Here is a 23,704-nt window from a genome sequence, read left to right on the forward strand (position 1 = left end):
TCAGTTCCATCAAAGAAAATGTGAAGCACAAGTTCACTACTGGATGGAAAATGCCGTGAAAAAAGTCTCTTTTACCGAGCGCCTGGTCCATGCCATCGGCTATGAAGTGTTTGCCGTGCTGCTGTGCGCGCCGCTTTTGTCCTGGGTGATGGACAAGTCGTTGGCAACGGCCGGTGGCCTTGCGGTCACCCTGTCGCTGATCGCGATGGTGTGGAACATGCTCTACAACGCGCTGGTCGACCGTTGGGTGCGTACCGCACGCATTCACTGGAAGGCCGCGGCACGCTTTGCCCACGGCCTGGGTTTCGAGTTGGGGCTGGTGGTGTGGTGCCTGCCGGTGGCGGCCTGGATGCTGGATATCTCGCTTTGGCAGGCGCTCATGGTTGAGCTGGGCTTCTTCGTGATCATTTTGCCCTACACCGTGCTGTACAACTGGGCATTCGACCAGGTTCGGCACTGGATAACGCAGCGTTGGACCGCCGCCTGAGCAGACAAACGAGCAAGACGCATCAGCCTGTGAGAGGATGTTCGCCAACCCAGCCATAAGGCCAGACAGGACCCCGAACACAAGCCTGATGAAGACGCCAAAACGAATCGAACCGCTGATTGAAGACGGACTGGTCGACGAAGTACTGCGACCCTTGATGAGCGGCAAGGAAGCAGCCGTCTACGTGGTGCGTTGCGGCGCCCAGGTACGGTGCGCCAAGGTCTATAAAGAGGCCAACAAACGCAGTTTCCGCCAGGCCGCCGAGTACCAGGAAGGCCGCAAGGTACGCAACAGCCGCCAGGCCCGGGCGATGGCCAAGGGCAGCAAGTACGGCCGCAAGGAAGCCGAGGACGCCTGGCAGAACGCTGAAGTGGCGGCGTTGTTCCGCCTGGCCAATGCTGGTGTGCGGGTGCCCAAACCCTATGATTTCCAGGATGGCGTACTGCTGATGGAGCTGGTGACCGACGCCGATGGCGATGCGGCCCCGCGCCTTAACGACGTTCACCTGGAGGCTGATGAGGCGCGTGAGTACCACGCCTTTGTCATTCGCCAGATCGTGCTGATGCTGTGTGCCGGCCTGGTGCATGGCGACCTGTCCGAATTCAATGTGCTGCTGGGCCCCGATGGCCCGGTTATCATCGACCTGCCGCAGGCGGTGGATGCCGCCGGCAACAACCATGCCTTCAGCATGCTGCAGCGTGACGTGGCGAACATGGCCCACTATTTCGGGCGCTTTGCACCGGAATTGAAGGACACACGCTTCGCCCAGGAAATGTGGGCGCTGTACGAGGCAGGTGAACTGCGTGCGGACAGCCCGTTGACAGGCGAATTCGAGGATGATGAGCATGTCGCGGATGTGGGAGGCGTGATGCGCGAAATCGACGCTGCCCGCCTGGATGATGTCCGCCGCCGAGCTGCGCGGACAGAAGCCGAGCATGGGCCGGTCAAGGGCGAAGAACCGCCGCCGCCCTGGCTGCAGTAATCTGGCATGTGTGCTGGCCCTATCGCCGGCTTGCCGGCGATAGGGCCAGCCAAGGCAAAACATCACCCTTTTTCGAATGCACGATTTTGCGCATGTATCGCAATGTGGTGATGCAGAGGCTGATCGCAGGGGCTCAGTGTGACAGCAATACGGGCATTTGAAGCGCTTGCAGAACCCCATGGGTAGCGCCACCCAGGATGAAATCTTTCAAGCGCGAATGACCAAAGCCGCCCATGACCAACAGATCGGCGCCGGCGGTGAGTGCTTCTTGCTGCAGGCACTCAGCGATCGAGCGCCCGGCCAGCTTCACGCTCAGCGGCCGAGCGTTCAGGCCTCTGTGCTGTAAGGCGTGTGCCATGTCCTGCGCAAGGGCGCCGTGCTCGAGTGGCTTTTCCCCCTGCACGGTCAGGACCGTGATCAGCATGTCTGAGCTCATCAGGTGTGACGCGTCAGCCAGCGCTCGCGCCGCGACGCGGCTGCCGTCCCAGGCCAACGCCATGTGCCTGACAGGCTGGATGGGCAAAGAGGGAACGAGTACGCATGGTCTGCCAGCGCCGAAAATCACCGACTCTGCCAGCTCCTGGATGACTGGCTTGTCGACTGCCCATGGCAGGATGGCCAGGTCGAAATACCTTGACGCTTCTGCAGCCGCGGTACCCGTCAGGCCGGGCACCACTTCTCTGGTGGAGAATTCCACACTGCTCTGGCCGTGTTCGAGGCCGCTCACCATGGCCTGCAGCGCTTTGCACTGGGTTCGGCTGTTGCTTTCGGTTGTTCGAATCATCTCGGGGATATTCAGGAGTGTGCTGCCAACTGATGGCGAAAGGTAGGGGATCCTTACCGAAAAGGTCATGACATGCAGGTCGTACCCCAGCGCGATGGCCAGCTGTACACCGGCTGCCACAGCGTCCTCGGGGAGCACGTCCGGATAGGTGATCAATGGCATGTAAGCCAGATGAAAATTCGACATGTCCGACACCTTCAGCTGTTGCGAGGCGATGCGCGGTAAGCCAGGCGTTTATGGCACGCTGGCGACTGGCAGTTCAGTGAGGCGAGGGCTGCCCGGGTAACCCAGTTCCAGGGCCATCAGCGCAGGCATGTCCAGAATCTCCACCAGCCGGCCATGCAGGTTGACGATACCCAGGGCGCGCAAGTGGGCGACCGAGCGGCAGATGGTTTCCAGGCGCAGCCCCAGGTAGGACGCCATGTCCTCGCGCGACATGCGCAGCATGAAGCCATGGGAGGAATAGCCACGGCTGACAAACCGTCGGGACAAACTCAGCAGAAAACTGGCCAGCCGCTGCTCGGCAGAGAGGTTGCACAGCATCAGCACGCGCTCATGCTCGCGGATGATTTCCCTGCTCATCAGGCGGTTCAGGCTCTGCTGCAGCGTTGGAAATTCACGAGCCAGGGCCTGCAGCCGATGGTAAGGGACGGGGCAGACTTCGCTGTCTTCCAGGGCAATGGCATCACAGACATGGTGCTCGGTGGCGATGGCATCGAGCCCCAGTACGTCGCCCGGCATCCAGAAGTTGATGATCACACCCTGGCCTTCGGCATTGTTCAGGTTGGTCTTGAAACTGCCTGAATGCACCGCATACAAGGCACTCAAGGGTACATTGGCATTGAACAGCGCAGCACCCTTCCTGATGCGGATGCGCGGGCCTATCAATGTATCCAAGCTAGCGTTGTCGCGTAGCGGCAAACCCGTGGGCAAGCACAAGCCGTTGACCCTGCACTCATTGCAGCGCGATGCCAGTGGTTTCAAATGAATGGGCGGGGGCGTGCGCACCTGCACAGGCTGGCTGAGCAGCTGAGCGTCGATCAGGCCCGACATTTCAGGCTTCCTTCGCAGGTCTGAGAGCGACGGTGGCGATCTTGTTCAGTGAATGAGGCGCATTGAGGCGGGCAGTCAGCACGCCCAAAAACTGTTCGGCTTCTTTGGGTGTTTTGAAACTCACCCGCCACTCGTCCATGTGGACCCACCAGCGGCTGTCATTCGCGCTTTTCTCGACGTAAACGTTCATCGGAACCTCCAGTGCCTGCATGCGCAAGCAATAGCTATTGATTCGAGGTGCAATGGCGTCCATGTCGGCAGCGAGGCTAGGTACAGCGTGCGCCCAAAAAACCGATAAGTCTTGATCCGTGTCAATTACCCGGTAAGCGCTAACAGCCGCTGGTCGGCTCGCTTGCACTGTTGACAAACATCAAACCGGGCAGCCCCCGGCGGCAAATCATCGAGGTACTCATCGACCCCGCAGAGGTGTGCCATGACCAACCCGCAAAGACTTCTTCTCATCGCATCGCCCCTGATGCGCCGCACACCGGTCTATGACCGTGCAGCGGCGCTGGCCAAAGCCAAGGGCATGCCACTGCACATCGTCGCCTTTGACTACCTTGAGGGCCTGGCCACCGCCGGCCTGGTCAACGAGCAGGCCTTGGCGGTCATGCGCGAGGGCTATGTGCAGCAACACCGTGAATGGCTGGAAACCCAGGCATTGTCGATGCGCCGCAATGGCGTGACGGTGACCACCGAGGTGTTGTGGGTTCAGCACCCGCTGGACGAGATTGAGGTGCATCTGCGTGAGCAGCCGTTCGCCATGCTGATCAAGGGGCTCGAGCATGAACCGTGGTGGATGCGAGCCATGTTCACCTCGCTCGACGTGCAGTTGCTGCGTGACACCCGAATTCCGCTGCACCTGGTACACAACGCCAGCAATGCCCTGCCGCGCCGGATACTTGCAGCAGTTGACCTGTCGCGCCCGGAGGACCAGTTCGAAGGCTTCAACGACCATATCATCAGCGAAGCGCTCAAGCTGGCGTTGCAATGCAATGCCCAGATCGAACTGCTGTATGCCTACGATATGGGCTCGATGTACCTGGACGCCGAAGGTAGCCGGGAACATTCGTTCCTGTTCGATTCGAACCTGTCACGGACACTTCATGAGGCTCAGGCCGATGCCTTCCAGGAACTGGCCGAACGCAACGGCATTCCCTTCGAGCACCGCCACATGCGGGTGGGGGACCCGACCAAGGTGCTGGCGCTTTTCATGGACAACAACGACATCGACGTGCTGGTGATGGGGAGCTACCACCATCACGGCATCGGCTGGTTCATCGGCAGTACGGCCGAGCGGATCCTGCATCGGCTCAGCACCAGTGTGCTGGTGTTATCACCCGAGCATTCGCAAGGTTAGACGTGCAAGGCCCGCAAGGGCCTTGTTTCAGGCGCACAGATCAAGCTCGTGGAGGATTTCGCTGACATCGCCGCCCAGGTAGCGCGAGGTGAAGCCTAGCGCCTTGGTCAGCCGGTGCATGGCGTAGTTGTTCGAGAGGTCCCTGGACACCATGCGCTGGTAACCATTGCGCCGTGCCGCTTCGATCAGGTGCTGCAGCAACAGCTTGCCCAGCCCCTTGCGCTGCCATTGCTCGCCGACAGCAACGGCACATTCGCAATTGTGGCTACCCGGGATCGCGGCATAGCGGCTTACGCCAAGCTGATGCAGCTGGCCATTGTCATGGGCCAGCGCGACGTAGGCCATGCGCTGGTGACCGTCGACCGGCATCAACTGCGCGTCCAGGGCGGGCAAGCCACCGCTGAGTCCGGCGAGAAAACGAAAGCGCCTGGCCTCATGGCTGATCGTGCTCACAAAGCGACTGTCGCGTTCGTGATCATCATCGCGCAGCGGGCGAATCAGCACGGCTGTGCCGTCAGCAAGGGTGTCTACCCAGTGCTCGCTGGTGTCTTCGGGTTCCAGCAACTGCTTGTTCATAGGGCCTCCAGAGGGCTTGATCAACGTGGGCTTTACCGGTTGTACCGTGAGACGGCGTTCTGGTTCTGACAATGATCAAGTCGGTGCGCCAGTGGTGACTTTCTGATCTGCATCAAACGCGCAAGGGAAGGGGGTTCGAAGATCGATGCTACTTGCCATCGCCGCGTGCGGCCGGAGGTTTCCCATGGGTCAGTATCGACAACTGCTGGTGCTGCTTACCGACATCGACCCGCACTCGGCGGCTTTGCGCCGGGCGCTTGCCCTGGCGCATGTCAGTGGCGCAGCGGTGCATATCGTTGGGCTGTTCGAGCCATACGAGGCGCATTCGTTACGCCAGGAACGGCTGAACGAAGCCGAGATGCAGCGCCAATACGGTCTTTATCGCAAGCAGCTTGAGGAACTGGTCGAACGTCACCGGTCGAGTAATACCTGTCTGACGCTCGATACCGTCAAGGCAGAAGACCTGCGGGACCAGGCCGCCGATTACATCCGCGAGCTCAAGCCCGATATGGTCATCAAGGACACCGAAACGACACCGGCACTGGCCCGGTTTTTCGGCACGCCGCTGGACTGTGCGCTGATGCGCGCGTACCAAGGCTCGATGCATTTCGTGCCCCGGGCAGCCGCGTCTTTGCCAAAACGCATTCTGGTAGCCGTGGACACCGCCCTGCGCGATGACCCCGATGCCCAGATGCTATTCAACCGCGCCCTCATCCGCGCAGCCGATGCCCTGGCGCTGCAATGCGATGCGCAGCTGCACCTGCTCTCGGCCTATGACCTGGTGGGTGTGTTTGCCCCTGACATGGTGGTTGCGCAGACCTGGGTCGAGGAGATGCGTGATGCCTTGCAGGTGCCCTTCGATGCATTGGCCGATGCCGAAGGTGTGCCCCCCGATTGCCGGCATTTCATGGAAGGCGGGGCAGTGCAGGTGATTCGGGACCAGGTGGCGGCCCTGGATATCGACGTGGTGGTCATGGGGGTGGCGCAGCCAAGGGGGTTGAGCAAGCTGCTGGGTGATACCACCGAACGTATTGTCAGCGATCCACCGTGTAGCGTGCTGGCCGTTCACCCCTGTGTGATCGATACCTGGGAGCCGATGCCATGCAACTGACCTTTTTCGGCGGGACGGGCACGGTGACGGGCAGCAAGTTCTTGCTGACGCATGACTCGACACGGGTGCTGATCGACTGCGGGCTTTTCCAGGGTTACAAGCAACTGCGCTTGCGCAACTGGGAGCCACTGCCGGCGGCACTGCGTACGGTCGATGCGGTAGTGCTCACGCATGCCCACCTGGACCACAGCGGCTACCTGCCGGTGTTGGTGCGCGAGGGCTTCAGCGGGCCTGTGTATGCCACCCCGGCAACCTGTGCCCTGGCTGAAATCCTGTTGCTCGACAGCGCCCGATTGCAGGAAGAGCAGGCCGAACATGCCAATCGGCATGGCTATTCCAAACATTCGCCGGCCCGTCCCTTGTACACCGAGCAGGATGCCAAACGCGCACTGCAGCTGTTCAGGCCCGTCGCGTTGCACCATCGCACCCAGATCGCGCCCGGTGTCGAACTGTTGCTGCGCACGGCCGGGCACATTCTGGGCGCGGCGACCGTGCAACTGACGTTGGACGGCCAGACAGTGGTTTTCTCAGGCGACCTGGGCCGGCCCAACGATCCCGTGATGCGTGCGCCCGAACTGATCGGTGCAGCCGATGTGCTGTTGGTGGAGTCGACCTATGGTGACCGGTTGCACCCTGCACAGCCCCCGGAGCGTTACCTGGCCGATGTGATCAACCAGACCCTGCTGCGCCATGGCATCACCCTGGTGCCGTCGTTCGCGGTTGGCCGAGCGCAATTGCTGATGTATTACCTGTACATGCTCAAACGCGACGGGCTGATACCGGACATTCCGGTGTATCTCAACAGCCCCATGGCAACCGATGCCACCACCCTGTACCAGCAGTTCAGAAGCGAGCATCGCCTCACGGCGCTGGAGTGTGCCCAGATGTGCAAAGGCACGCAAATCATCCGCACGGTCGACGAATCCAGGCACCTGGATCAGTTGCGCGAACCTGCGGTGATCATTGCCGCCAGCGGCATGGCCACGGGAGGGCGGGTGTTGCACCACCTCAAGGCGCTGGCGCCCAATCCGCACAACAGCATTCTGTTCTCTGGCTTTCAGGCAGGCGGTACCCGGGGCGCCGATATCGTTGCCGGGGCGCGCAGCGTGCGCCTGCATGGCGAAGACGTGCCGATTCGGGCGCAAGTCTTTGCCATGGACAACCTGTCGGCGCATGCCGATGCGGACGAAATCATGGAGTGGTTGCGCGGTTTTACCCGGCCACCGCGGCAAACCTACGTCATTCATGGCGAACCGCATGCTGCGGACACCTTGCGTCGACGGATAAGCCTTGAGCTCGGCTGGCAGGTGTGCGTGCCCGAGCACCTGGAAACGGTTGCCATAGACCCTGTGCGCTGACACGGCGCTGGAGGCTTGCATGAACATGCAAACAAGGGCAAAGCTCAGCGCCTGGGCAAAACGACCCAGGGGCAGCCTTGGATGGATCGCAGCCATCGCCACACTGGTGGTTGCCGCCTCGATCTATCAGGTGTTGGGCCCGGCCTGGCAACTGCCCATGCGCGCCCCGGCCATTGTGCTGGCGCTGCTGGCGCTCAGTGCGGCGGTCGGGTTGGCCGTGCACCGCAGTTTCAAGAGTACGGTGGGCAAGACCATTTTTTCCGGGCAGGGGAGAGGTTGGCAGGCGAGGCTCGCCATTGTCCGGGACGTAGCCAGAGAGTCGAACATTTTGCTGGGCATGCTGCTACTGCTGGCAGTGTTGGGCTTAGGCTCACTGATACTCGCCAGCCGCTCTGTGCAAGGCATCGTCAGCGGATGCGAGACCAACCTGCAGGCCCAGGTTGATCTGCCAGAGGACCAGGCGCTCGCCGCGTTGGTCGCCCAACCGGTCTGCCAGTGCCTGGCGCAAACGTTTCTGGAACGCAATGGCGTCATCCGCCTGGCGCTGTTCAATACGCCGTTGCTTGAAGTCAGTGCCTTCAAGGGTGTGACCGAGGCCGATGAGCGGCGGTGCCTGGAGCAACTGGACCTGCTGCCGGAGGCTACCGCCGTGGCACCGCCTTAGGCCAGCGAAAGCCGGTGAATCAGCTGGCTTGGGTCATCCGGGTCTCTGGCAGTGGTGAACCCTGCCGCCTGCGCCAGATCGCGCATCGCCACATTGGCCGCAGCGTCGATGGAATACATCTGCCGCAGGCCCTTGGCGCGTGCGTGGTCGATCAGGTGCCGGAGCAGCAATGTGCCCAGACCGTGGCGCTGCCAGCTATCGAGCACGGTGACGGCGCATTCGCATTCTTGGTTGTCCGCACCGGTGGCGTAGCGGGAGATACCGACTTCCTGCAGTTCACCGTCGACATGCGCGAGGGCCACGTAGGCCATGTGCTGGTCCTGATCAACCACCCTCAGTTGATCCAGCATGGCTTCGCCAGGCTCCTTGAGCTGGGACAGAAAACGGAAGTGGCGCGATTGAGGGGACAGGCGTTCGATGAAGTTCTTCTCGCGCTGACGGTCCTTGGGCTGCAAGGGCCTGATCAGCACATGGGTGCCATTGTCGAGCGCTTCGATCCAGTGTTCGCCGGTCGTGGCAGGAAATGCCGGTGCTGCTTGTGGGCGGGGTGTTTCGGCGGGTGCCATGGCAAGCCTCCTTACATTCAGGGGTGTACAAAGGAGGTTCAGTTTCAGCGCCTCGCCTTCTGCGCGCTTGATAGTTGTCAATTGCCGCGCCTTCAGGCCCACGCCTCGCTACTTGGCCTTCCAGTACTTCTGCATTTCCAGAAACAGAAAGGAGGCCGTCCAGGTGATCATCACCAGGCCCGTGAGTGCCTGCAGGCCTGTGAGGTATTTGAGGTCGCCGCTGGGCGAAATATCGCCGAAACCGATGGTGGTATAGGTAGTGAATGAGAAGTACACGCAGTCCATGAACGTGCCGTCGAAGTTGCCGCTCAGCGTGCCCCAGCCTTCGGTACTGGCCATCAGGTAATAGACAAGGGCAAAGCACCAGACTTCCAGCGCGTGGGCCGCCAATGCGCCGAACACACCGATGACGATGCGAAACCGGCTCCAGAGCTTGAGCCGCGGCAGCCAGTCGTTCAGGCGCAGCAGGCATTCGTAATGAATCACCACCACCAGCACCACGACCAGCGCGTTGATCAGCGTGACGGTAAGCATCGACGGCTCCCTTGTGGCCCTGACAGAAGTTTGGCCGGTAATGGCCATCGTGTCGGTTTTACACCTGAACATCAGTGGATGATTGATAAAGATCACTGCGCGGGCCCTGTAGGAGCCGGCTTGCCGGCGATGGCTGCGTAGCAGCCCAACAACGCAGGTCGAATCCGTCACTTCAGATTACCTTCAGATTGACCACTGATACTCACCCCATCAAGCCCAAACGGGGGGAGTTTCATGACCCAGTCTCAGTGGAGCAGCCTGCTCCCATTGCCTATCGGCAGCCACGTCGACCATCACGCCCACTTGTCGCTTCATTTGCACAAGGACCCAGGGCGCGATGAGCTTGAGCACTTCATCCATCAGTGTTTTGCCAGCGTGCACCACGCTGATGTGCACCATTACCTGCCAGAACTGCTGGCACTGCATGACAGCCAGGGTCGGCTGGTTGCTGCCGCAGGCATGCGCCCGGCCAGCAGCGGGCCGCTGTTTCTGGAGCACTATCTGGACGAGCCGCTGGAAGCTGCAGTTTCACGCGTGGCGGGCTGCACCCTTGAGCGCGCGTGCATGGTCGAAGTCGGCAACCTGGCTTCGCTCAGTGCCGGTAGCGCGCGAATCATGATCATAGCGGTGACCTGGTTGCTGGCCATGCGCGGCTTGCGGTGGGTGGCGTTCACTGGCGCGACGACATTGATCAACAGCTTTCAGCGCCTGGGGTTGGTGCCATCGGTGCTGGCGTCGGCCGACCCGGCCCGGCTGAATGGGCAGGTGGACCAATGGGGGACCTACTACGCTCAGCACCCGCAAGTCTTTGCCGGCAATATCGGTCATGGCTTCGATGCCTTGAGCAAGGCCGGGGTGTTCCAGCGCCTGGGGTTGCCAACGGGCTTTGAGGAGACTGGCCATGCCGCATGAGCGGGAGCGCTTTCATCAGCTGCTGGTCAGGCTTGCCAGCGATCACGCTGACGCAATCGCCGTACAAGATGAGACCCAGCGCTTCACTTTCCGGCAGTTACTGGCAGAAGTGGGGTTGCGCACCCACAACTTGGATGCCCGCTCGCCAGGCACGCTGGTACTGGCCCTGGATAATGGCCCGCAGTTGCTGTTCTGGGATCTGGCGGCGCTTTTTTCCCAGCGTCCCTGCGTGATCGTGCCCTCGTTCTTCAGTGCCGCTCAATTCAGCCATTGCATCGAGCAGAGCGGTGCCAGCCATGTGCTGTGCGACCCGCAATGGCGCGGTACGCTCGCCGAGCTGGGGTTCGCCCAGCAGGACGGGTTCTGGGTTCGCCAGGCACAACCCGCTGCGGCGCTGCCTGCCGGTACCGCCAAGATCACCTACACCTCCGGCAGCACGGGCAAGCCCAAGGGCGTGTGCCTGTCGTCCGAAGCCCTGCTGCGTGTAGCCCGGGAACTGGAGGTGGCCAGCCGGCCCAGTGAACCTCAGCGTTACCTGGCGGTGCTGCCGCTTGGTGTGCTGCTGGAAAACCTCGGTGTCTACGCCGCCTTGATGGCCGGGGCGAGTGTGCTGCTGTACCCCCAGGCGCTTCTGGGCATGGGCGGTGCGAGCCAGGTCGATTTCAAGCGCTTGCTGGGGGTAATCGCCCTGAGCGGCGCGCAGAGCCTGATTCTGGTGCCGCAGTTGTTGATGGGGCTGATCACTGCCATCGAGCGCGGGCTGATGCGGGTGGGGGCGCTGCGGTTCGTTGCCGTCGGCGGTGCCCGGGTGGCGCCCAGCCTGTTGGCCCGCGCCGAGGCGATCGGCCTGCCGGTGTTCGAAGGCTATGGCTTGTCTGAGTGCGCATCGGTGGTGGCCTTGAACCGGCCTGGCGCAACCCGCCGGGGCAGTGTCGGCAAACCGCTGCCCCATGTGCAGGTGCGTATCGCCGAAGACGGGGAGGTGCTGGTGGCTGGCTCGGTGTTGCTCGGCTATCTGGAGGAACCACCCGTCTGCGATGGCTGGTGGGCTACAGGCGACCTTGGCCATTTCGACGAGCAGGGCTACCTGTACCTCGATGGCCGCAAGAAACACCAGTTCATCACCAGCTTCGGGCGCAACGTCAACCCGGAATGGGTGGAGGCCGAACTGACCCAGAGCGGTGTGATCGCCCAGGCGTTCGTGCATGGCGAGGCCCTGCCAAAGAACCTGGCATTGCTCTGGCCGCTGGACCCTGCTGCCCCCGACACACTCATCGACCAGGCCGTGCAGCAGTGCAATGCCTTGCTGCCGGACTACGCCCGGGTACATGCCTGGCGTCGCCTGCCGTGCCCACTGTCCAGTACCGACGACACACTGACCGCCAATGGCCGCCCGCGACGCGAGGCCATCCTGCGGCGTTACCACTCCCAGTTATCCGATATCCCGTTGTGAGGTCTGCCATGTCCTTTTTTGACACGCTGCAACTGCAAACCACCCAGGAGCGTCAGGCCCTGTTCGCCGTGCCGGTCATACGCGATGCGTTGGCGGGGCATGTCAGCCTCGACAGCTATGTGGCCTTCCTGACCCAGGCCTACCACCATGTGCGCCATACCGTGCCGCTGATGATGGCGTGCGGCGCGCGCCTGCCTTCGCGCCTGGAATGGCTGCGCGGCGCCGTGTGCGAATACATCGAGGAGGAGTACGGCCACGAGCAGTGGATCCTCGATGACATCAAAGCCTGCGGTGGCGACTGGCAAGCGGTGCGTGACGGTCGGCCGGCACTGCCGATCGAGCTGATGGTCGCCTACCTTTATGACGTGATCGCCCGGGGCAACCCGGTCGGGCTGTTTGGTATGGTCAACGTGCTCGAAGGCACCAGCATTGCCCTGGCCACCCAGGCCGCCGGCACGATCCAGAGCACTTTGGCGCTGCCGGACCGGGCCTTCAGCTACCTCAGCTCGCATGGCGCGCTGGACCAGGACCACATGGTCACCTACAAGCGGCTGATGGACCGCCTTGATGATGCTGATGACCAGCGGGCTGTGATTCATGCGGCCAAAGTGGTTTACCGCCTGTATACCGACATGTTCCAGGGGCTGCCGCGTGCGGGCCTGCAAGAGGTGCGTCATGCGCTTGCCTGAGTGTGTGGTGATACTCACCGGCGCCAGCGGCGGCATCGGCCTGGAACTGGCCGAGCAGTTGTGCGCAGCCGGTGCTCGGGTACTGGCGGTGAGCCGGCAGATGGGCAAACTCGCCGGTCTGATGAACCGTTACCAGGGCAGGCTGCTTTGGCAGTCGGCCGACCTGCGCAGCCATGAGGGGCGTGAGCAGGTGCTTGTCCGTGCCAGGGAGATGGGTGGGGTCAACGTCTTGATCAATGCTGCGGGCGTGAACCGCTTTGCCCTGCTCGAGCAGATCGATGAGCACGCGCTGGACGAACTGCTGGACATCAACCTCAAAGCCGCTGTGCAACTGACGCGTGTGTGCCTGCCGCTGCTGCGCGCACAACCCCGGGCGATGGTGGTCAACGTCGGCTCCACCTACGGCTCGATCGGTTACCCCGGTTATGCCACCTACTGCGCCAGCAAGTTTGCCCTGCGCGGTTTTTCTGAGGCGTTGCGCCGCGAGCTGGCCGATACCTCGGTGAATGTCATGTACGCGGCACCCCGGGCAACCCGCACCGCTATGAACAGCACCGCCGCCACGGCGCTTAACCAGGCGCTGAAGGTCGGCATGGACGACCCGGCAGATGTGGCCCGCGCCGTGCTCAAGGCCGTGCAGTCAGAGCGCAACGAGCTTTATCTGGGTTGGCCGGAAAAGCTCTTCGTGCGCATCAACGGCATGTTGCCCGGCGTGGTCGACCGTGCGCTGCGCAAGCAACTACCGGTGATCCATCGTTATATCGCGAGCCATTCCAAGGAGTCGATCAAATGAAACGTCTGTTCATCGCAGGCCTGCTGGCGTTCGCACCGCTCACCTGGGCGCTGGACCAGGCGGGTAGCCAACAATTGGCCAACCTGCAGCAGCGCTGGGCGCAGATTCAGTACCAGACGCCTGCAGGCAAGCGCGCCGATGCGTTCGAGAAACTGGCAGCCGACGCCTCCATACTCGTTCATCAGCACCCGGGCTCGGCCGAACCTTTGATCTGGGAGGGCATCATCAACAGCAGTTGGGCGGGTGCCACTGGCGGGCTGGGGGCGCTGGGCAAGGTCAAGTCGGCCAAGGCCAGCCTGGAAGAGGCGATCAAACTCGACCCCAGTGCCCTGCAGGGCTCGGCGTATACCAGCCTGGGTACCTTGTATGACCAGGTGCCTGGCTGGCCTATCGGTTTTGGTGACAGCGAAAAGGCCGACACCTTGTTGCGCAAGGCGCTGCAAATCAACCCCAATGGTATCGACAGCAATTACTTCTGGGCCGATCATCTGTTCCGCCAAAAACGCTACGCGCAGGCCACTGCAGCGCTGGAGAAAGCCCGGCAGGCGCCGCCACGGCCGGGGCGCGAGCTGGCCGACCAGGGCCGGCGTGGCGATATCGATGCTTTACTCAAGGCCATCAAGGCCAAACAGGACTGAACATGCGGCTGCTGCTGGTTGAGGATGATACCGCTCTGGGTGAGGGGATCTGCGACGGGTTGCGCCAGGAGGGCTATACCCTCGACTGGTTGCGCGATGGCCTGAGCGGGCTGCATGCCCTGCAACACGAAGCATTCGACCTGGTGATCCTCGACCTCGGGCTGCCGCGGTTGGGTGGCATCGAGTTGCTGCGCCGGGTGAGGGCGGGGGGCGACAGCCTGCCGGTTCTGATCCTTACCGCGCGCGATGCAACCGAAGACCGCATCACTGGCCTGGATGCCGGCGCCGACGATTACCTGGTCAAGCCTTTCGACCTCAACGAGCTCAAGGCCCGCCTGCGCGCCTTGCTCAGGCGCAGTGCCGGGCGGGCCAAGGTGCTCATCGAGCACGCGGGCGTAAGCCTGGACCCCGCCACTCAGCAGGTGCACTACAACGGTGTGCCTGTAGTACTGACGCCCAAGGAGTATCGGCTGCTGCACGAGTTGCTGGCGCAACCGGGCAAGGTGTTCACCCGTGAGCGGCTGACCCAGCTGCTGTATGGCTGGGACGAGGAGCCTGAGAGCAACACGCTGGAGGTGAACATCTATCACCTGCGCAAGAAGCTGTTCAACGGCCTGATCCGCACGGTGCGCGGTATCGGTTATCTGGTCGAGGGCAAGCTATGAGCTCACTGCGCCAGCGTACGCTGTGGCGGGTGATGGCGCTGATGCTGCTCGGCACCGGCTTGTTGGCGCTGTACAACTATCACGACAGCCGGCGCGAGATCAACGAAGTCTACGATGCCCACATGGCTCAGAATGCCCGGCTGTTGCAGGGGGTGATGAACCTGCCGGTGCAGGATGGCAACCGCGAGAAGCTTTATCGGGCGTTCAACGAGGCGCTGGGCAAGGCCGGACGCCATCGCGTGGGCCACCCCTATGAAAGCAAGCTGGCGTTCCAGGTATGGGGTGATGGAGCACGGCTGCTGGTGCACACGCCTAGTGCGCCGACGCTCGACCCACCGCCCACGGCCCCGGGCTTTTATGATTTCGCCAGCGGCGGCGAACAATGGCGCGGCTTCGTTCTACCGGTGCCCGAAAAGCAGTGGGTGATCTGGGTGGGTGAGCGCGACGATGTGCGCTACGACCTGATCGACCGCATCGTACGCCATACCCTGTTCCCGTTTCTGCTTGGCAGCCTGGGCCTGGCGCTGCTGGTCTGGGCAGCTATCGGCTGGGGATTGCGCCCGTTGCAGAACATGGCCGATGTGATTCGCGCGCGCCATGCCGACTCCCTCGAACCGCTGCAGCTGGTGCCGTTGCCGACCGAGCTCGAGCCCATGCAGGCGGCCATCAACCGCCTGCTGGCGCAGATCGAGGACCTGCTGCGGCGCGAGCATCGCTTCATTGCCGACGCCGCCCATGAGATGCGCACCCCGCTGGCGATCCTGCGCCTGCATGCGCAAAACGCCCAGGCCGCCAGTACCGATGCCGAGCGCCAGAAAGCTCTGGGCTTTCTGATTGGCGGCGTGGACCGGCTGACCCGGGTGGTCAACCAGTTGCTGACCCTCGCCCGCGTCGAGCCGCGCCTCGGTCAGCGTCCCACCACCCTTGTCGACCTGGGTGAAGTGGTCACCGATGTGCTGGCGGATCTCACGCCCTGGATACTGGATCGCGGCCTGGAGCCTTCGCTGGATATCAGTGAGGGTGACCATGGCCTGATGATCGATGCCGGTGCGCTGGGCATCGCCTTGCAGAACCTGGTTTCCAATGCAGTGGAGCATTCACCGCCGGGCGGGCGCATCACCGTATCACTCAGGCGCCTGGCCAATCGCTTCGAACTGGTTGTCGAAGATGAAGGGCCGGGTATCGACGAGGCGAATCTTGGGCGGGTGTTCGAGCGCTTCTATAGCCGCAACAGCCCCAATGGAGCAGGGCTTGGCCTCTCGATCGTGGCTACCATCGTCGAGCGGATGGGCGGGCAGGTACGCCTTGAAAACAGGGCCAGTGGCGGGCTGGCAGCTACCCTGACGTTTGCGTTGCAGTAAGCAGCCAGCCGAAGAGGCCGCAACCCAGCACAACCAGCCAGGGGGGCATCTTCCAGAACATCAGGGCCACGAGGGCGGTCAGCGCAAAAGCGAAGTCCGATGGCTTGGCAATGGCGCTCGTCCAGACCGGGTGGTACAAGGCGGCTAACAGCAGCCCCACTACGCCTGCGTTTACACCACCCAGCGCGGCCTGGCTACGAGCGCTGTGCCGCAGTTTTTGCCAAAAGGGCAATACGCCGATCACCAGCAGGAAGGAGGGGGTGAAAATGGCGAGAATGCAGACAGTCGCGCCCACCCAGCCGGATGGCTGCACGCTCATGGACGCCCCCAAAAATGCTGCAAACGTGAAGAGGGGGCCGGGTACGGCCTGCGCCAAACCATAACCCGCCAGGAAGGTGTCATTGGCGACCCAGCCATTGGGTACTGTCGCCGACTGCAGCAGCGGCAGAACCACATGCCCGCCCCCGAAGACCAGTGAGCCTGCACTGTAGAAGGCGTTCACCATCGCCATGGCCTGCGACGGCCAGAAGTGGGTCATCAGCGGCAGGCCGAGCAACAGACCCAAGAACACTGTCAGCGCGATCAGGCCGGTTTTGCGGCTGACTGAAAACGGCAGTTTCTCCCCTGCTGGAGGCGGGGTGGACTTGAACAGCAGCAAGCCTGCGACGGCAGAACACACAATCACGCCTATCTGTCCCATTGCAGTGGGCCACACAAGCGCAGCGCAGGCGGCGAACAGGGCGATGGTCACGCGCGGAACATCGGTGCAAAGGCTGCGTGCCATGCCCCACACTGCCTGCGCGACAACAGCGACCGCGACGATCTTCAGGCCGTGCAGCAAACCACCAGGGACGGCACCTCCCCATGCCCAGATGCCCTGAGCAAACAGAACCAGGATGATGGCCGATGGCAATGTGAAACCTGCCCACGCGGCCACAGCGCCCGCGAAACCAGCGCGTGAGAGGCCCAGGCCTATGCCGACCTGGCTGCTCGCCGGCCCGGGAAGCAGCTGGCACAGGGCGACCAGCTCGGCATAACTGCGTTCACTGAGCCATTGGCGGCGGTTTACCAACGCTTCGCGAAAGTAACCCAGGTGCGCAATAGGGCCACCGAAAGAGGTCAGCCCCAGGCGCAAGAACACCAGAAATACCGACCAGGCAGAGTCGCGAGAGGTCACGGCGCTGTTACTGCGTTCTGACAATGCAGGCTCCTTGAAGTATTGCCGCTGAGGTGCAAGAGGCTGCGCAGATCAGAGCTTGCCTTCCGACCCGGTGTAACTGGCGCCTTGCACCTTGCCATTGGCATCGGCCAGGCATGACCATGGCGCTTGCGCGCCGGGTACCTGGATATTCACGCCGATGCCCGCTTCGCTGGGCAGCACTTCGATCACCGATAGCGTGTTGCGTGCCATGCCGGTTATTTTCGCGACCTCGTCCAGGCAGGCATTGCGGGCCTTGGCAGTGCCGGGCACCGCCGCGGCGTTGGCACCCTGATCTGCTGAGCTGGCCGCTGTGGCGAACAACAACAGCACAGCACCAGCCAGGTAGTTGCGCTTCATGACGGTGACCTCGGTCGATAGGGCAGAGAAGAGAATAGCCGGTCAGGCAGGTATTTTTCGAGAATCGCTGCTGCCCGGCTACGCTTGCCAGAGCAATGGCTTACAGGAGGTAGCATGAGCAATTTCCCAATCGTCGCCACTGTCTTATCGATGATATTGGGTTTATCCGTCACCCGCCTGCTTCTGGGCGCGCTGACCGTCTTCCGCATTCGCCGCAGCGCTGCCCCCGATTGGGTTGCCCTGGTCTGGGCGGTCATGCTCTTCACCACACAGATGGATTTCTGGTGGGCGGTCAATACGCTGCCGCAAATAAGGGCGACCTTCTCGTTCCAGGAATTTTTGCTGCTGGTGCTGCTGGCGCTTTCGCTGTTCGTTTCCTCGGCGCTGATGTTGCCCAGCCGGAGCGAGGACGAGCTCGAAGGGCTTCGCGTGTATTTTGAGCAGGATGGCCGATACGCGCTGCTGTTTCTGTCGGGCTATTACCTGCTTGGCTTCATCGTCAACGTTCTGTTGTTCGGCGTTTCGCCCATGGCGCTTTGGGGTGCCTTTGACGTGATCATGATCGTGATCCCGCTGTGTGTGTTTGCAGCCCGCTCGCGCAAGGCCTATGCCCTGCTGACCGTGGCATTCGTGCCTATCAATATTGCGGACCTGGTGATATCGCTACTGGCGTGACCGAGGGAAGGCCCCGGCTCATTCGGCCATGAACCCCGGCGGTGGCGGCGTCAGCTCGCCCAGCAGGCTTTTCAAACCGTCGCTCCATTGTTTGCGGATGTGGCTGTAGTAGGGGTCGTCTTGATGGATGCGCACCGGCTCTCTGGCCTGTAGGCTGTCCTTGCCATACACCAACAGGTCCAGTGGCATCCCGACCGACAGGTTGCTGCGGATGGTGGAGTCGAATGAGATCAAACCGCAGCGCAGTGCTTCGTCCAAGGGGGTGTCGTAGGTGAGGTTGCGGTCGAGAATCGGCCTGCCGTACTTGCTCTCGCCCAGCTGCAGGAAGGGTGTGTCTGGCGTTGCCTGGAAGAAGTTGCCTTGGGCGTAGACGTTGTAGATGCCCATGGCGCTGCCCGCGATCTGGCCGCCCACCGTGAACGAGGCGCTCAGGTCGATCTGGGCCGTCAGCTTGCTGCGGTCACGGGTAATGACTTCGCGAAGGGTTTCGGCCACCAGCACCGTTGCATCGTAGAGCGTGCCGACGTTCAGCAGGTGGGTGCCGGTGCCTCGGCTGCGTTGTTCAAGCAGGTTGACCACCGATTGCGAGGTGGCTAGGTTGCCGGCGGTCTGCAGGACGATCAGCCGGTCCCCCGGCACGCTGAAAACGAACAGCTTGCGAAACGTGGATATCTGGTCGATACCGGCATTGGTGCGTGAGTCGCAGATGAATACCAGCCCGTCCGCCAAGTGCATAGCGACGCAGTAGGTCATGCTGTCTACCTTGTTCCTGGAATGGAGCGGCCCCGCCGCGCATGGCACGACGGGGCCCGCTTGAGTTGCGCCAGGTGATTACTGGCGGTGTACGTGGACGCTTGCCTGCATGGATTCGACGCCGCCACCGCGGCGCACGCCCCGGACCGGGCAGGCGTCGAGGTAATCCAGGCCTACCGCCAGCTTCAGATGCCGTTCGGGCCGGGTGAGGCGGTTGGTGACGTCGAAGCTGTACCAGGCTTCATCGATCCAGGCTTCGGCCCAGGCGTGGCTGGCCAGGTGGGTTTCGTCTTCGGTACACAGGTAGCCCGACACGTAGCGTGCCGGGATGCCGAGGCTGCGGGCGCAGGCCAGGAACGCGTGGGTATGGTCCTGGCACACCCCGGCACCGCCGGCAAATGACTCACTCGCGGTGGTGCCCACGGAGGTAGCACCCGGGCTGTAGGGCATATGGTCGGCCAGGCCTTGCATAAGTGCGGTCAGCGCGCCCCGGTCACGGCGCTCGCCGCACTGCTGGGCGGCGAAGGCCTTGAGTGCGTCACTGGCCTGGGAGAGGTGGCTGCTGCGCAGGAAAGGCAGGGGCGACTGGCCGCCGGCCTCGTGTTCGCAATCCGGGTCGATTTCTACCTGGCCACTGGCGGTAAGGGCGAGGTGGCCATGGGGTTTTTCCAGGGTCAGTACGTGCAGGATATTGCCATACGGGTCGATCTGGCTGTTCACCTTGCAGGGCAGGTCCAGTTGCCATTCGAGGATGCGCTGACGCTCGCTGCTGCGCGGTGTCAGGCGCAGGAACTGGATGCTGTTGCACACGTCACTGGCATAGCTGTAGGTGGTGTCGTGGCGGATGGACAGTTTCATACGACCTCCAGATAGGAATTGTGGACGGTCTGGCCCAGTTGGTGGATGCGGCCGATGAAGTCGGTCAGCCACAGGTGCAGCCCGGCTTCGAGAATCTCGTCGATGGCGGTGTAGCGCAGTCGCGCGTTGAGTTCGGCAGCCATCCGTTGTGCAGGGCGGCCGGTAGTGCCAGGCAGGCCGGCGAGGATCTGGTCGAGCTCTTCGATGCACGCATGCAGCGAACGCGGCACGTCAACGCGCAGCAGCAACAGCTCCGACACCGGGCGTGCGCTGGGTGCATTGCGGTAGATTTCGTTGAACGCTTCGTAGGAGGTCAGTGCGCGCAACAAGGCGCTCCACTGGTAGTAACCCCTTGCAGAGTCGTCGCTGACTTCCTCGGAGGTTTCCCCGAACATTTCGTAGCGGGCATCGAGCAGGCGCAGGGTGTTGTCCGCCCGCTCCAGGAAGGTCCCAAGGCGAATGAAGCTGTAGGCATCGTTGCGCATGATGGTGCCGGAGGTCGCGCCGCGGAACAGGTGGGATCGTTCTTTGACCCAGTCGCAGAACTGGCTGATGCCATAGCGCCCAAGGCCATTGCTGGCAATGTTGCGCATTTCGATCCAGGTGGCGTTGATGTTTTCCCACATGTCGGCGGTTATTCGCCCACGCACTGCATGCGCGTTGGTGCGCGCCGCCTGCAGGCAGCAATAGATGCTGCTGGGGTTGTTCGCGTCCAGCGCAAAGAAGTGCAGCATGCGCTCGGTGTCCAGCTCGCAGTGCTTGCGGATGTAATCGTCCAGCGTACCGGAGGCCAGCAGCGACATGGCAAGCTCCGCGTGGCCATCGGAGCGGCCGGCTTGCGGCATCAGCGACAGCGAGTAGCTGACCTCGAGCATGCGCGCGAGGTTTTCGGCGCGCTCCAGGTAGCGGGACATCCAGTACAGGTCGGAAGCGGTTCTCGAAAGCATGGCTCAGTCCTCCACCACCCAGGTGTCCTTGGTGCCGCCGCCCTGCGACGAGTTGACCACCAGCGAGCCTTCCTGCAGCGCAACGCGGGTCAGGCCGCCGGGCACCAGGCGCGTTTCGCTGCCTGACAGTACAAACGGGCGCAGGTCGATGTGGCGCGGCGCGATGCCGCTTTCAACGAAGGTCGGGCAGGTGGACAGGCATAGCGTGGGCTGGGCGATGTAGGCGTGCGGGCGCGCCTTGATGCGGGCGCGGAAATCCTCGATCTGCGCAGCGGTTGCGGCGGGGCCGACCAGCATGCCGTAGCCGCCGGAACCTTGGGTTTCCTTGACCACCAGCTCGGGCAGGTGCGCCAGGACGTGGGACAGGTCCTGCGGCTTGCGGCATTGCCAGGTGGGCACGTTCTTCAGGATCGGCTCCTCGCTCAGGTAAAAGCGGATCATCTCGTCAACGTAGGGGTAGATCGACTTGTCGTCGGCAACGCCGGTGCCCACCGCGTTGGCCAGCACCACGTTGCCTGCCCGGTACACCGAGATCAGCCCAGGTACCCCCAGCATCGAATCAGGGTTGAACGACAGCGGGTCGAGGTATTCGTCGTCCAGGCGGCGGTAGATCACGTCCACTTGCTGCGGGCCTGCGGTGGTGCGCATGTAGAGGTGGTCGTTGCGCACGAACAGGTCGGCGCCTTCGACCAGCTCGATGCCCATCTCCCGCGCCAGGAACGCATGCTCGAAGTAGGCGCTGTTGAAGCGCCCCGGGGTAAGCACCACGGCGGTCGGGTTGTCCAGCGGGCTGGCACTCTTGAGTGTGTCGAGCAGCAGGTTGGGGTAGTGGTCGATCGGGGCGATGCGCTGGGCGGCGAACAGTTCGGGGAACAGGCGCATCATCATCTTGCGGTCTTCGAGCATATAGCTGACGCCGCTGGGCGTGCGCAGGTTGTCTTCCAGTACGTAATACGTACCATCACTGTCGCGTACCAGGTCGACACCGGCGATATGCGCGTACAGCCCCCGGTGCAGGTTCAGGCCTTGCATGGCGACCTGGTAACCCTCGTTGGCCAGCACTTGCTCGGGCGGAATGATGCCTGCCTTGAGAATGCGCTGATCGTGGTAGATGTCCTGGAGGAACAGGTTCAGCGCCTGAACCCGCTGGATACATCCGCGTTCGACAATGCGCCATTCGCTGGCGCGGATGCTGCGCGGGATGATGTCGAAGGGGATCAGCCGCTCGGTGTCCTGCTGGTCACCGTACAGGGTGAAGGTGATACCAGCCCGGTGGAACAGCAGGTCGGCTTCGTGCCGGCGTTGTTCCAACAGTTCCAGCGGTGTGTTCGCCAGCCAGCGGGCGAACTCCTGATAGTGCGGGCGGCAACTTCCGTTTGCCTCATACATTTCGTTGAAAAAAGCCCGGGACATACCCACTCCTTGCCACGACTCGTCGGCAGTTTCGTTTCTCGCTTGCCAAGCGATCCACTGGAGCTTTGCAATGACAATGCCGGAACGGGCAGGGCGCAAGGGGCAGGAAGAAAAATGGCTCTGAAACAGCGAGAGAGCGCTTTTTGATATCAATAAAACGACGGAATCAGGCGAATTGTCGGAGATTTGCGTAGATCAGCCGCGGCGAAGGCAGGGGCTCACTGCATCAAATGGGTGCAGGACTTGGCTTGGTGAAAAAGTCGAACCAAATCAGGGCAAGCGATGAGTACGTAAGGACCCTGGCCAGCTGTGCCATCAGGCAGCGGCATGCACATGGTCGACGATCGTCACCCGGTTACGGCCCGATGCCTTGGCACGGTACATGGCCTTGTCGGCGCTGCTGAGCAACGCATCGAGTTCACTGGCGGGTGCTTTGGCGAAGGCCAGGCCTATGCTGGCGGTAACTGCGAATTGCGTGTCGACGTTCAGCATTGAGATCAGGGCCCGCAGGCGCTCGGCAATCTCGCTGGCAGTGACCAGAGGCGTATCGGGCAGCAGGATGGCGAACTCCTCGCCGCCCAGCCTGCCGGCGATGTCGTCGTCACGCAGGCTGGCGCTGATGGCTGCACCGATCCGTTGCAGCACCTGGTCGCCCGCCGCATGCCCGGCGGTATCGTTGATCTGTTTGAAATGATCGACGTCCAGCATCAGCACGGCTACATACGTCTGCCCCTCCTTGCACAAGGTGTGCTGCGCCAAGGCACAGTCAAAAAAGGCACGGCGATTGTTCAGACCGGTCAGTTCGTCCGTGCACGAGGCCACGATGGCAAGCCGGTGTGCGCGTTCCATTTCGTGCTTCAGGCGCCAGGCGGTCACCAATGCTGAAGACAGGCTGTTCGTCGCATTGACGACGAACGAAGCGAACACCAGCACCGCCAGAGCGATGCCCTGCTGCAGCGCGGATGGCTGCAGCAGCAGCCAGCCGGTGCTGGGCAGCAGCACCAAAGCGATCGATACCAGGGTCATGTTGCGGTACGAGGAGTAACACGAGACTGCGCTGACAGACATGCCCACGGCAAACAGCATGATCAATGCCTGCCCCAGCAGGTCGTCGGCAGGCATCACAGCCAGTGCGCCCAAGCCCCAGACTGCCGCCGACAGCGCCAGTGTGGCCCAGTAGCGCCACTCCCAGCGTTCGGCCGTGCGCTGGTTGGCCGGTGCCCGCAGATAGGCGACGAACATGGCGGTGCGCAGGGCCGTCGACAGGCTCAATACCGTCATCCAGGCGGCCACTTTTTGCTGGTCGAAACGCTCCCAGCCCAACCAGCACAGCATTGCGGCAGCCAGGAAGCTGCCGAGCACAGCGGGCGCCGACTGGACGAACAGCTGGCGCAGGCGGTCCGTCCTTACACAGTGCGCTATTTCATCGCCAGGATTGAGCTCTGTCATGGCATTCGCCGCAATTCGTGATCGGTGGCGCATTGTGGCACTTTGCCTGCGCCCTGGAAAAGCGT

27 protein-coding genes are annotated in these 23,704 nt (G+C 62.4%); 14 read left to right on the plus strand and 13 right to left on the minus strand.

The genetic code is table 11. From position 1 onward, the window contains the following. The first annotated feature begins 55 nt into the window (after positions 1 to 55). Entirely contained in the window at positions 56 to 487 is a 432-nt protein-coding gene (locus ACMGGN_RS07255) for a multidrug/biocide efflux PACE transporter (protein WP_115275521.1), read from the plus strand. Positions 488 to 575: 88 nt separating this feature from the next. Next, a complete protein-coding gene (locus ACMGGN_RS07260; RefSeq protein ID WP_115274530.1) occupies positions 576 to 1,469 on the plus strand; it encodes a PA4780 family RIO1-like protein kinase in 894 nt (297 codons plus the stop codon). A gap of 133 nt (positions 1,470 to 1,602) precedes the next feature. Here the strand turns inward: ACMGGN_RS07260 and ACMGGN_RS07265 are convergent, their stop codons facing one another. The 3 genes from ACMGGN_RS07265 to ACMGGN_RS07275 all read right to left on the minus strand — a co-directional run bounded on the left by ACMGGN_RS07265 (position 1,603) and on the right by ACMGGN_RS07275 (position 3,496). Then, complete coding sequence (locus tag ACMGGN_RS07265; RefSeq protein ID WP_414156609.1) at positions 1,603 to 2,415, minus strand: universal stress protein; 813 nt, start codon at positions 2,413 to 2,415, stop codon at positions 1,603 to 1,605. Positions 2,416 to 2,487: 72 nt separating this feature from the next. Continuing rightward, entirely contained in the window at positions 2,488 to 3,306 is an 819-nt protein-coding gene (locus ACMGGN_RS07270; protein ID WP_414156610.1) for a helix-turn-helix domain-containing protein, read from the minus strand. Position 3,307: 1 nt separating this feature from the next. Next, positions 3,308 to 3,496, minus strand: a complete 189-nt coding sequence (locus ACMGGN_RS07275; protein ID WP_046785822.1) for a hypothetical protein — start codon at positions 3,494 to 3,496, stop codon at positions 3,308 to 3,310. Between the two features lie 243 nt (positions 3,497 to 3,739). Here ACMGGN_RS07275 and ACMGGN_RS07280 point away from each other — a divergent pair, with 243 nt between their 5' ends. Then, on the plus strand, positions 3,740 to 4,666 hold the full coding sequence (locus ACMGGN_RS07280; protein ID WP_046785823.1) for a universal stress protein: 927 nt from the start codon (positions 3,740 to 3,742) through the stop codon (positions 4,664 to 4,666). 27 nt (positions 4,667 to 4,693) lie between these two features. On the opposite strand, the gene ACMGGN_RS07285 is transcribed toward ACMGGN_RS07280, so the two are convergent. Next, positions 4,694 to 5,242 (minus strand): N-acetyltransferase family protein, encoded by a 549-nt coding sequence (locus ACMGGN_RS07285; RefSeq protein WP_414156611.1) that lies wholly within the window; start codon positions 5,240 to 5,242, stop codon positions 4,694 to 4,696. A gap of 184 nt (positions 5,243 to 5,426) precedes the next feature. Here ACMGGN_RS07285 and ACMGGN_RS07290 point away from each other — a divergent pair, with 184 nt between their 5' ends. Genes ACMGGN_RS07290 through ACMGGN_RS07300 form a run of 3 tightly spaced genes read left to right on the plus strand, consistent with a single transcriptional unit; the run spans position 5,427 to position 8,375 of the window. Beyond that, positions 5,427 to 6,353, plus strand: a complete 927-nt coding sequence (locus ACMGGN_RS07290) for a universal stress protein (protein ID WP_414156612.1) — start codon at positions 5,427 to 5,429, stop codon at positions 6,351 to 6,353. Then, positions 6,344 to 7,711, plus strand: coding sequence for an MBL fold metallo-hydrolase RNA specificity domain-containing protein (locus tag ACMGGN_RS07295; protein WP_115274534.1), 1,368 nt, complete (start codon positions 6,344 to 6,346; stop codon positions 7,709 to 7,711). Before ACMGGN_RS07290 ends, ACMGGN_RS07295 begins: the two co-directional genes overlap by 10 nt. A gap of 19 nt (positions 7,712 to 7,730) precedes the next feature. Beyond that, the gene (locus ACMGGN_RS07300; RefSeq protein ID WP_237858685.1) at positions 7,731 to 8,375 is read left to right on the plus strand and encodes a hypothetical protein; all 645 of its coding nucleotides are present in this window, start codon (positions 7,731 to 7,733) and stop codon (positions 8,373 to 8,375) included. On the opposite strand, the gene ACMGGN_RS07305 is transcribed toward ACMGGN_RS07300, so the two are convergent. Further along, positions 8,372 to 8,941 (minus strand): N-acetyltransferase family protein, encoded by a 570-nt coding sequence (locus ACMGGN_RS07305; RefSeq protein WP_414156613.1) that lies wholly within the window; start codon positions 8,939 to 8,941, stop codon positions 8,372 to 8,374. The two genes, ACMGGN_RS07300 and ACMGGN_RS07305, sit on opposite strands and share 4 nt — an antisense overlap. A gap of 108 nt (positions 8,942 to 9,049) precedes the next feature. Continuing rightward, positions 9,050 to 9,475: a potassium channel family protein gene (locus ACMGGN_RS07310; protein WP_237858683.1), complete on the minus strand. Its 426-nt coding sequence runs from the start codon at positions 9,473 to 9,475 to the stop codon at positions 9,050 to 9,052. A 234-nt stretch (positions 9,476 to 9,709) separates the two neighbouring features. Between ACMGGN_RS07310 and ACMGGN_RS07315 the strand changes: the two genes are divergently transcribed. The 7 genes from ACMGGN_RS07315 to ACMGGN_RS07345 are packed head-to-tail and all read left to right on the plus strand — an operon-like array spanning position 9,710 to position 15,986. Beyond that, positions 9,710 to 10,387, plus strand: coding sequence for a thermostable hemolysin (locus ACMGGN_RS07315; RefSeq protein WP_237858682.1), 678 nt, complete (start codon positions 9,710 to 9,712; stop codon positions 10,385 to 10,387). Next, a complete protein-coding gene (locus ACMGGN_RS07320) occupies positions 10,377 to 11,840 on the plus strand; it encodes an AMP-binding protein (protein WP_414156614.1) in 1,464 nt (487 codons plus the stop codon). The genes ACMGGN_RS07315 and ACMGGN_RS07320 overlap by 11 nt, the downstream gene beginning before the upstream one ends. Positions 11,841 to 11,848: 8 nt before the next feature. Beyond that, positions 11,849 to 12,529, plus strand: a complete 681-nt coding sequence (locus ACMGGN_RS07325) for a TenA family transcriptional regulator (protein ID WP_046785831.1) — start codon at positions 11,849 to 11,851, stop codon at positions 12,527 to 12,529. Continuing rightward, the gene (locus ACMGGN_RS07330) at positions 12,516 to 13,322 is read left to right on the plus strand and encodes an SDR family oxidoreductase (protein WP_119687198.1); all 807 of its coding nucleotides are present in this window, start codon (positions 12,516 to 12,518) and stop codon (positions 13,320 to 13,322) included. The genes ACMGGN_RS07325 and ACMGGN_RS07330 overlap by 14 nt, the downstream gene beginning before the upstream one ends. After that, positions 13,319 to 13,960, plus strand: a complete 642-nt coding sequence (locus tag ACMGGN_RS07335; RefSeq protein ID WP_414156615.1) for a hypothetical protein — start codon at positions 13,319 to 13,321, stop codon at positions 13,958 to 13,960. Before ACMGGN_RS07330 ends, ACMGGN_RS07335 begins: the two co-directional genes overlap by 4 nt. Positions 13,961 to 13,962: 2 nt before the next feature. Beyond that, positions 13,963 to 14,625, plus strand: a complete 663-nt coding sequence (locus ACMGGN_RS07340; protein ID WP_115274541.1) for a response regulator — start codon at positions 13,963 to 13,965, stop codon at positions 14,623 to 14,625. Next, positions 14,622 to 15,986 carry a sensor histidine kinase gene (locus tag ACMGGN_RS07345; protein ID WP_046785835.1) on the plus strand — a complete coding sequence of 455 codons (1,365 nt, stop codon included), beginning with the start codon at positions 14,622 to 14,624 and terminating at the stop codon, positions 15,984 to 15,986. The genes ACMGGN_RS07340 and ACMGGN_RS07345 overlap by 4 nt, the downstream gene beginning before the upstream one ends. On the opposite strand, the gene chrA is transcribed toward ACMGGN_RS07345, so the two are convergent. After that, entirely contained in the window at positions 15,961 to 17,187 is a 1,227-nt protein-coding gene (gene chrA / locus ACMGGN_RS07350) for a chromate efflux transporter (protein ID WP_251962540.1), read from the minus strand. The genes ACMGGN_RS07345 and chrA overlap by 26 nt on opposite strands. Positions 17,188 to 17,235: 48 nt before the next feature. Further along, entirely contained in the window at positions 17,236 to 17,544 is a 309-nt protein-coding gene (locus ACMGGN_RS07355; protein WP_251962541.1) for a hypothetical protein, read from the minus strand. Between the two features lie 114 nt (positions 17,545 to 17,658). On the opposite strand from ACMGGN_RS07355, the gene ACMGGN_RS07360 reads away from it, so the two are divergent. Continuing rightward, complete coding sequence (locus ACMGGN_RS07360; RefSeq protein WP_046785837.1) at positions 17,659 to 18,219, plus strand: hypothetical protein; 561 nt, start codon at positions 17,659 to 17,661, stop codon at positions 18,217 to 18,219. Positions 18,220 to 18,237: 18 nt separating this feature from the next. Here ACMGGN_RS07360 and ACMGGN_RS07365 read toward each other — a convergent pair whose 3' ends face one another. The 5 genes from ACMGGN_RS07365 to ACMGGN_RS07385 form a co-directional block, all read right to left on the minus strand. Further along, the gene (locus ACMGGN_RS07365; RefSeq protein WP_115274544.1) at positions 18,238 to 18,972 is read right to left on the minus strand and encodes a peptidase; all 735 of its coding nucleotides are present in this window, start codon (positions 18,970 to 18,972) and stop codon (positions 18,238 to 18,240) included. 78 nt (positions 18,973 to 19,050) lie between these two features. Continuing rightward, a complete protein-coding gene (locus tag ACMGGN_RS07370) occupies positions 19,051 to 19,830 on the minus strand; it encodes a transglutaminase family protein (RefSeq protein ID WP_414156616.1) in 780 nt (259 codons plus the stop codon). Continuing rightward, entirely contained in the window at positions 19,827 to 20,777 is a 951-nt protein-coding gene (locus tag ACMGGN_RS07375) for an alpha-E domain-containing protein (protein ID WP_346640518.1), read from the minus strand. Before ACMGGN_RS07375 ends, ACMGGN_RS07370 begins: the two co-directional genes overlap by 4 nt. A 3-nt stretch (positions 20,778 to 20,780) precedes the next feature. Beyond that, positions 20,781 to 22,190, minus strand: a complete 1,410-nt coding sequence (locus tag ACMGGN_RS07380) for a circularly permuted type 2 ATP-grasp protein (RefSeq protein WP_012314860.1) — start codon at positions 22,188 to 22,190, stop codon at positions 20,781 to 20,783. Positions 22,191 to 22,505: 315 nt separating this feature from the next. Next, positions 22,506 to 23,552, minus strand: coding sequence for a sensor domain-containing diguanylate cyclase (locus ACMGGN_RS07385; protein WP_115275522.1), 1,047 nt, complete (start codon positions 23,550 to 23,552; stop codon positions 22,506 to 22,508). Positions 23,553 to 23,704 lie beyond the last annotated feature (152 nt).

The sequence above is a fragment of the Pseudomonas sp. BNK-30 genome (assembly GCF_047456185.1).
Classification (GTDB): Bacteria; Pseudomonadota; Gammaproteobacteria; order Pseudomonadales; family Pseudomonadaceae; genus Aquipseudomonas; species Aquipseudomonas putida_E.

Coding starts and splice junctions, on each gene's coding strand:
- ACMGGN_RS07300 (WP_237858685.1), top strand. CDS start 7,731: ATGAACATGCAAACAAGGGCAAAGCTCAGCGCCTGGGCAAAACGACCC.
- ACMGGN_RS07270 (WP_414156610.1), bottom strand. CDS start 3,306: ATGTCGGGCCTGATCGACGCTCAGCTGCTCAGCCAGCCTGTGCAGGTG.
- ACMGGN_RS07375 (WP_346640518.1), bottom strand. CDS start 20,777: ATGCTTTCGAGAACCGCTTCCGACCTGTACTGGATGTCCCGCTACCTG.
- ACMGGN_RS07280 (WP_046785823.1), top strand. CDS start 3,740: ATGACCAACCCGCAAAGACTTCTTCTCATCGCATCGCCCCTGATGCGC.
- ACMGGN_RS07305 (WP_414156613.1), bottom strand. CDS start 8,941: ATGGCACCCGCCGAAACACCCCGCCCACAAGCAGCACCGGCATTTCCT.
- ACMGGN_RS07295 (WP_115274534.1), top strand. CDS start 6,344: ATGCAACTGACCTTTTTCGGCGGGACGGGCACGGTGACGGGCAGCAAG.
- ACMGGN_RS07290 (WP_414156612.1), top strand. CDS start 5,427: ATGGGTCAGTATCGACAACTGCTGGTGCTGCTTACCGACATCGACCCG.
- ACMGGN_RS07265 (WP_414156609.1), bottom strand. CDS start 2,415: ATGCCATTGATCACCTATCCGGACGTGCTCCCCGAGGACGCTGTGGCA.
- ACMGGN_RS07335 (WP_414156615.1), top strand. CDS start 13,319: ATGAAACGTCTGTTCATCGCAGGCCTGCTGGCGTTCGCACCGCTCACC.
- ACMGGN_RS07360 (WP_046785837.1), top strand. CDS start 17,659: ATGAGCAATTTCCCAATCGTCGCCACTGTCTTATCGATGATATTGGGT.
- ACMGGN_RS07285 (WP_414156611.1), bottom strand. CDS start 5,242: ATGAACAAGCAGTTGCTGGAACCCGAAGACACCAGCGAGCACTGGGTA.
- ACMGGN_RS07380 (WP_012314860.1), bottom strand. CDS start 22,190: ATGTCCCGGGCTTTTTTCAACGAAATGTATGAGGCAAACGGAAGTTGC.
- ACMGGN_RS07320 (WP_414156614.1), top strand. CDS start 10,377: ATGCCGCATGAGCGGGAGCGCTTTCATCAGCTGCTGGTCAGGCTTGCC.
- ACMGGN_RS07345 (WP_046785835.1), top strand. CDS start 14,622: ATGAGCTCACTGCGCCAGCGTACGCTGTGGCGGGTGATGGCGCTGATG.
- ACMGGN_RS07260 (WP_115274530.1), top strand. CDS start 576: ATGAAGACGCCAAAACGAATCGAACCGCTGATTGAAGACGGACTGGTC.
- ACMGGN_RS07315 (WP_237858682.1), top strand. CDS start 9,710: ATGACCCAGTCTCAGTGGAGCAGCCTGCTCCCATTGCCTATCGGCAGC.
- ACMGGN_RS07340 (WP_115274541.1), top strand. CDS start 13,963: ATGCGGCTGCTGCTGGTTGAGGATGATACCGCTCTGGGTGAGGGGATC.
- ACMGGN_RS07370 (WP_414156616.1), bottom strand. CDS start 19,830: ATGAAACTGTCCATCCGCCACGACACCACCTACAGCTATGCCAGTGAC.
- ACMGGN_RS07310 (WP_237858683.1), bottom strand. CDS start 9,475: ATGCTTACCGTCACGCTGATCAACGCGCTGGTCGTGGTGCTGGTGGTG.
- ACMGGN_RS07365 (WP_115274544.1), bottom strand. CDS start 18,972: ATGACCTACTGCGTCGCTATGCACTTGGCGGACGGGCTGGTATTCATC.
- ACMGGN_RS07325 (WP_046785831.1), top strand. CDS start 11,849: ATGTCCTTTTTTGACACGCTGCAACTGCAAACCACCCAGGAGCGTCAG.
- ACMGGN_RS07355 (WP_251962541.1), bottom strand. CDS start 17,544: ATGAAGCGCAACTACCTGGCTGGTGCTGTGCTGTTGTTGTTCGCCACA.
- ACMGGN_RS07275 (WP_046785822.1), bottom strand. CDS start 3,496: ATGAACGTTTACGTCGAGAAAAGCGCGAATGACAGCCGCTGGTGGGTC.
- ACMGGN_RS07330 (WP_119687198.1), top strand. CDS start 12,516: ATGCGCTTGCCTGAGTGTGTGGTGATACTCACCGGCGCCAGCGGCGGC.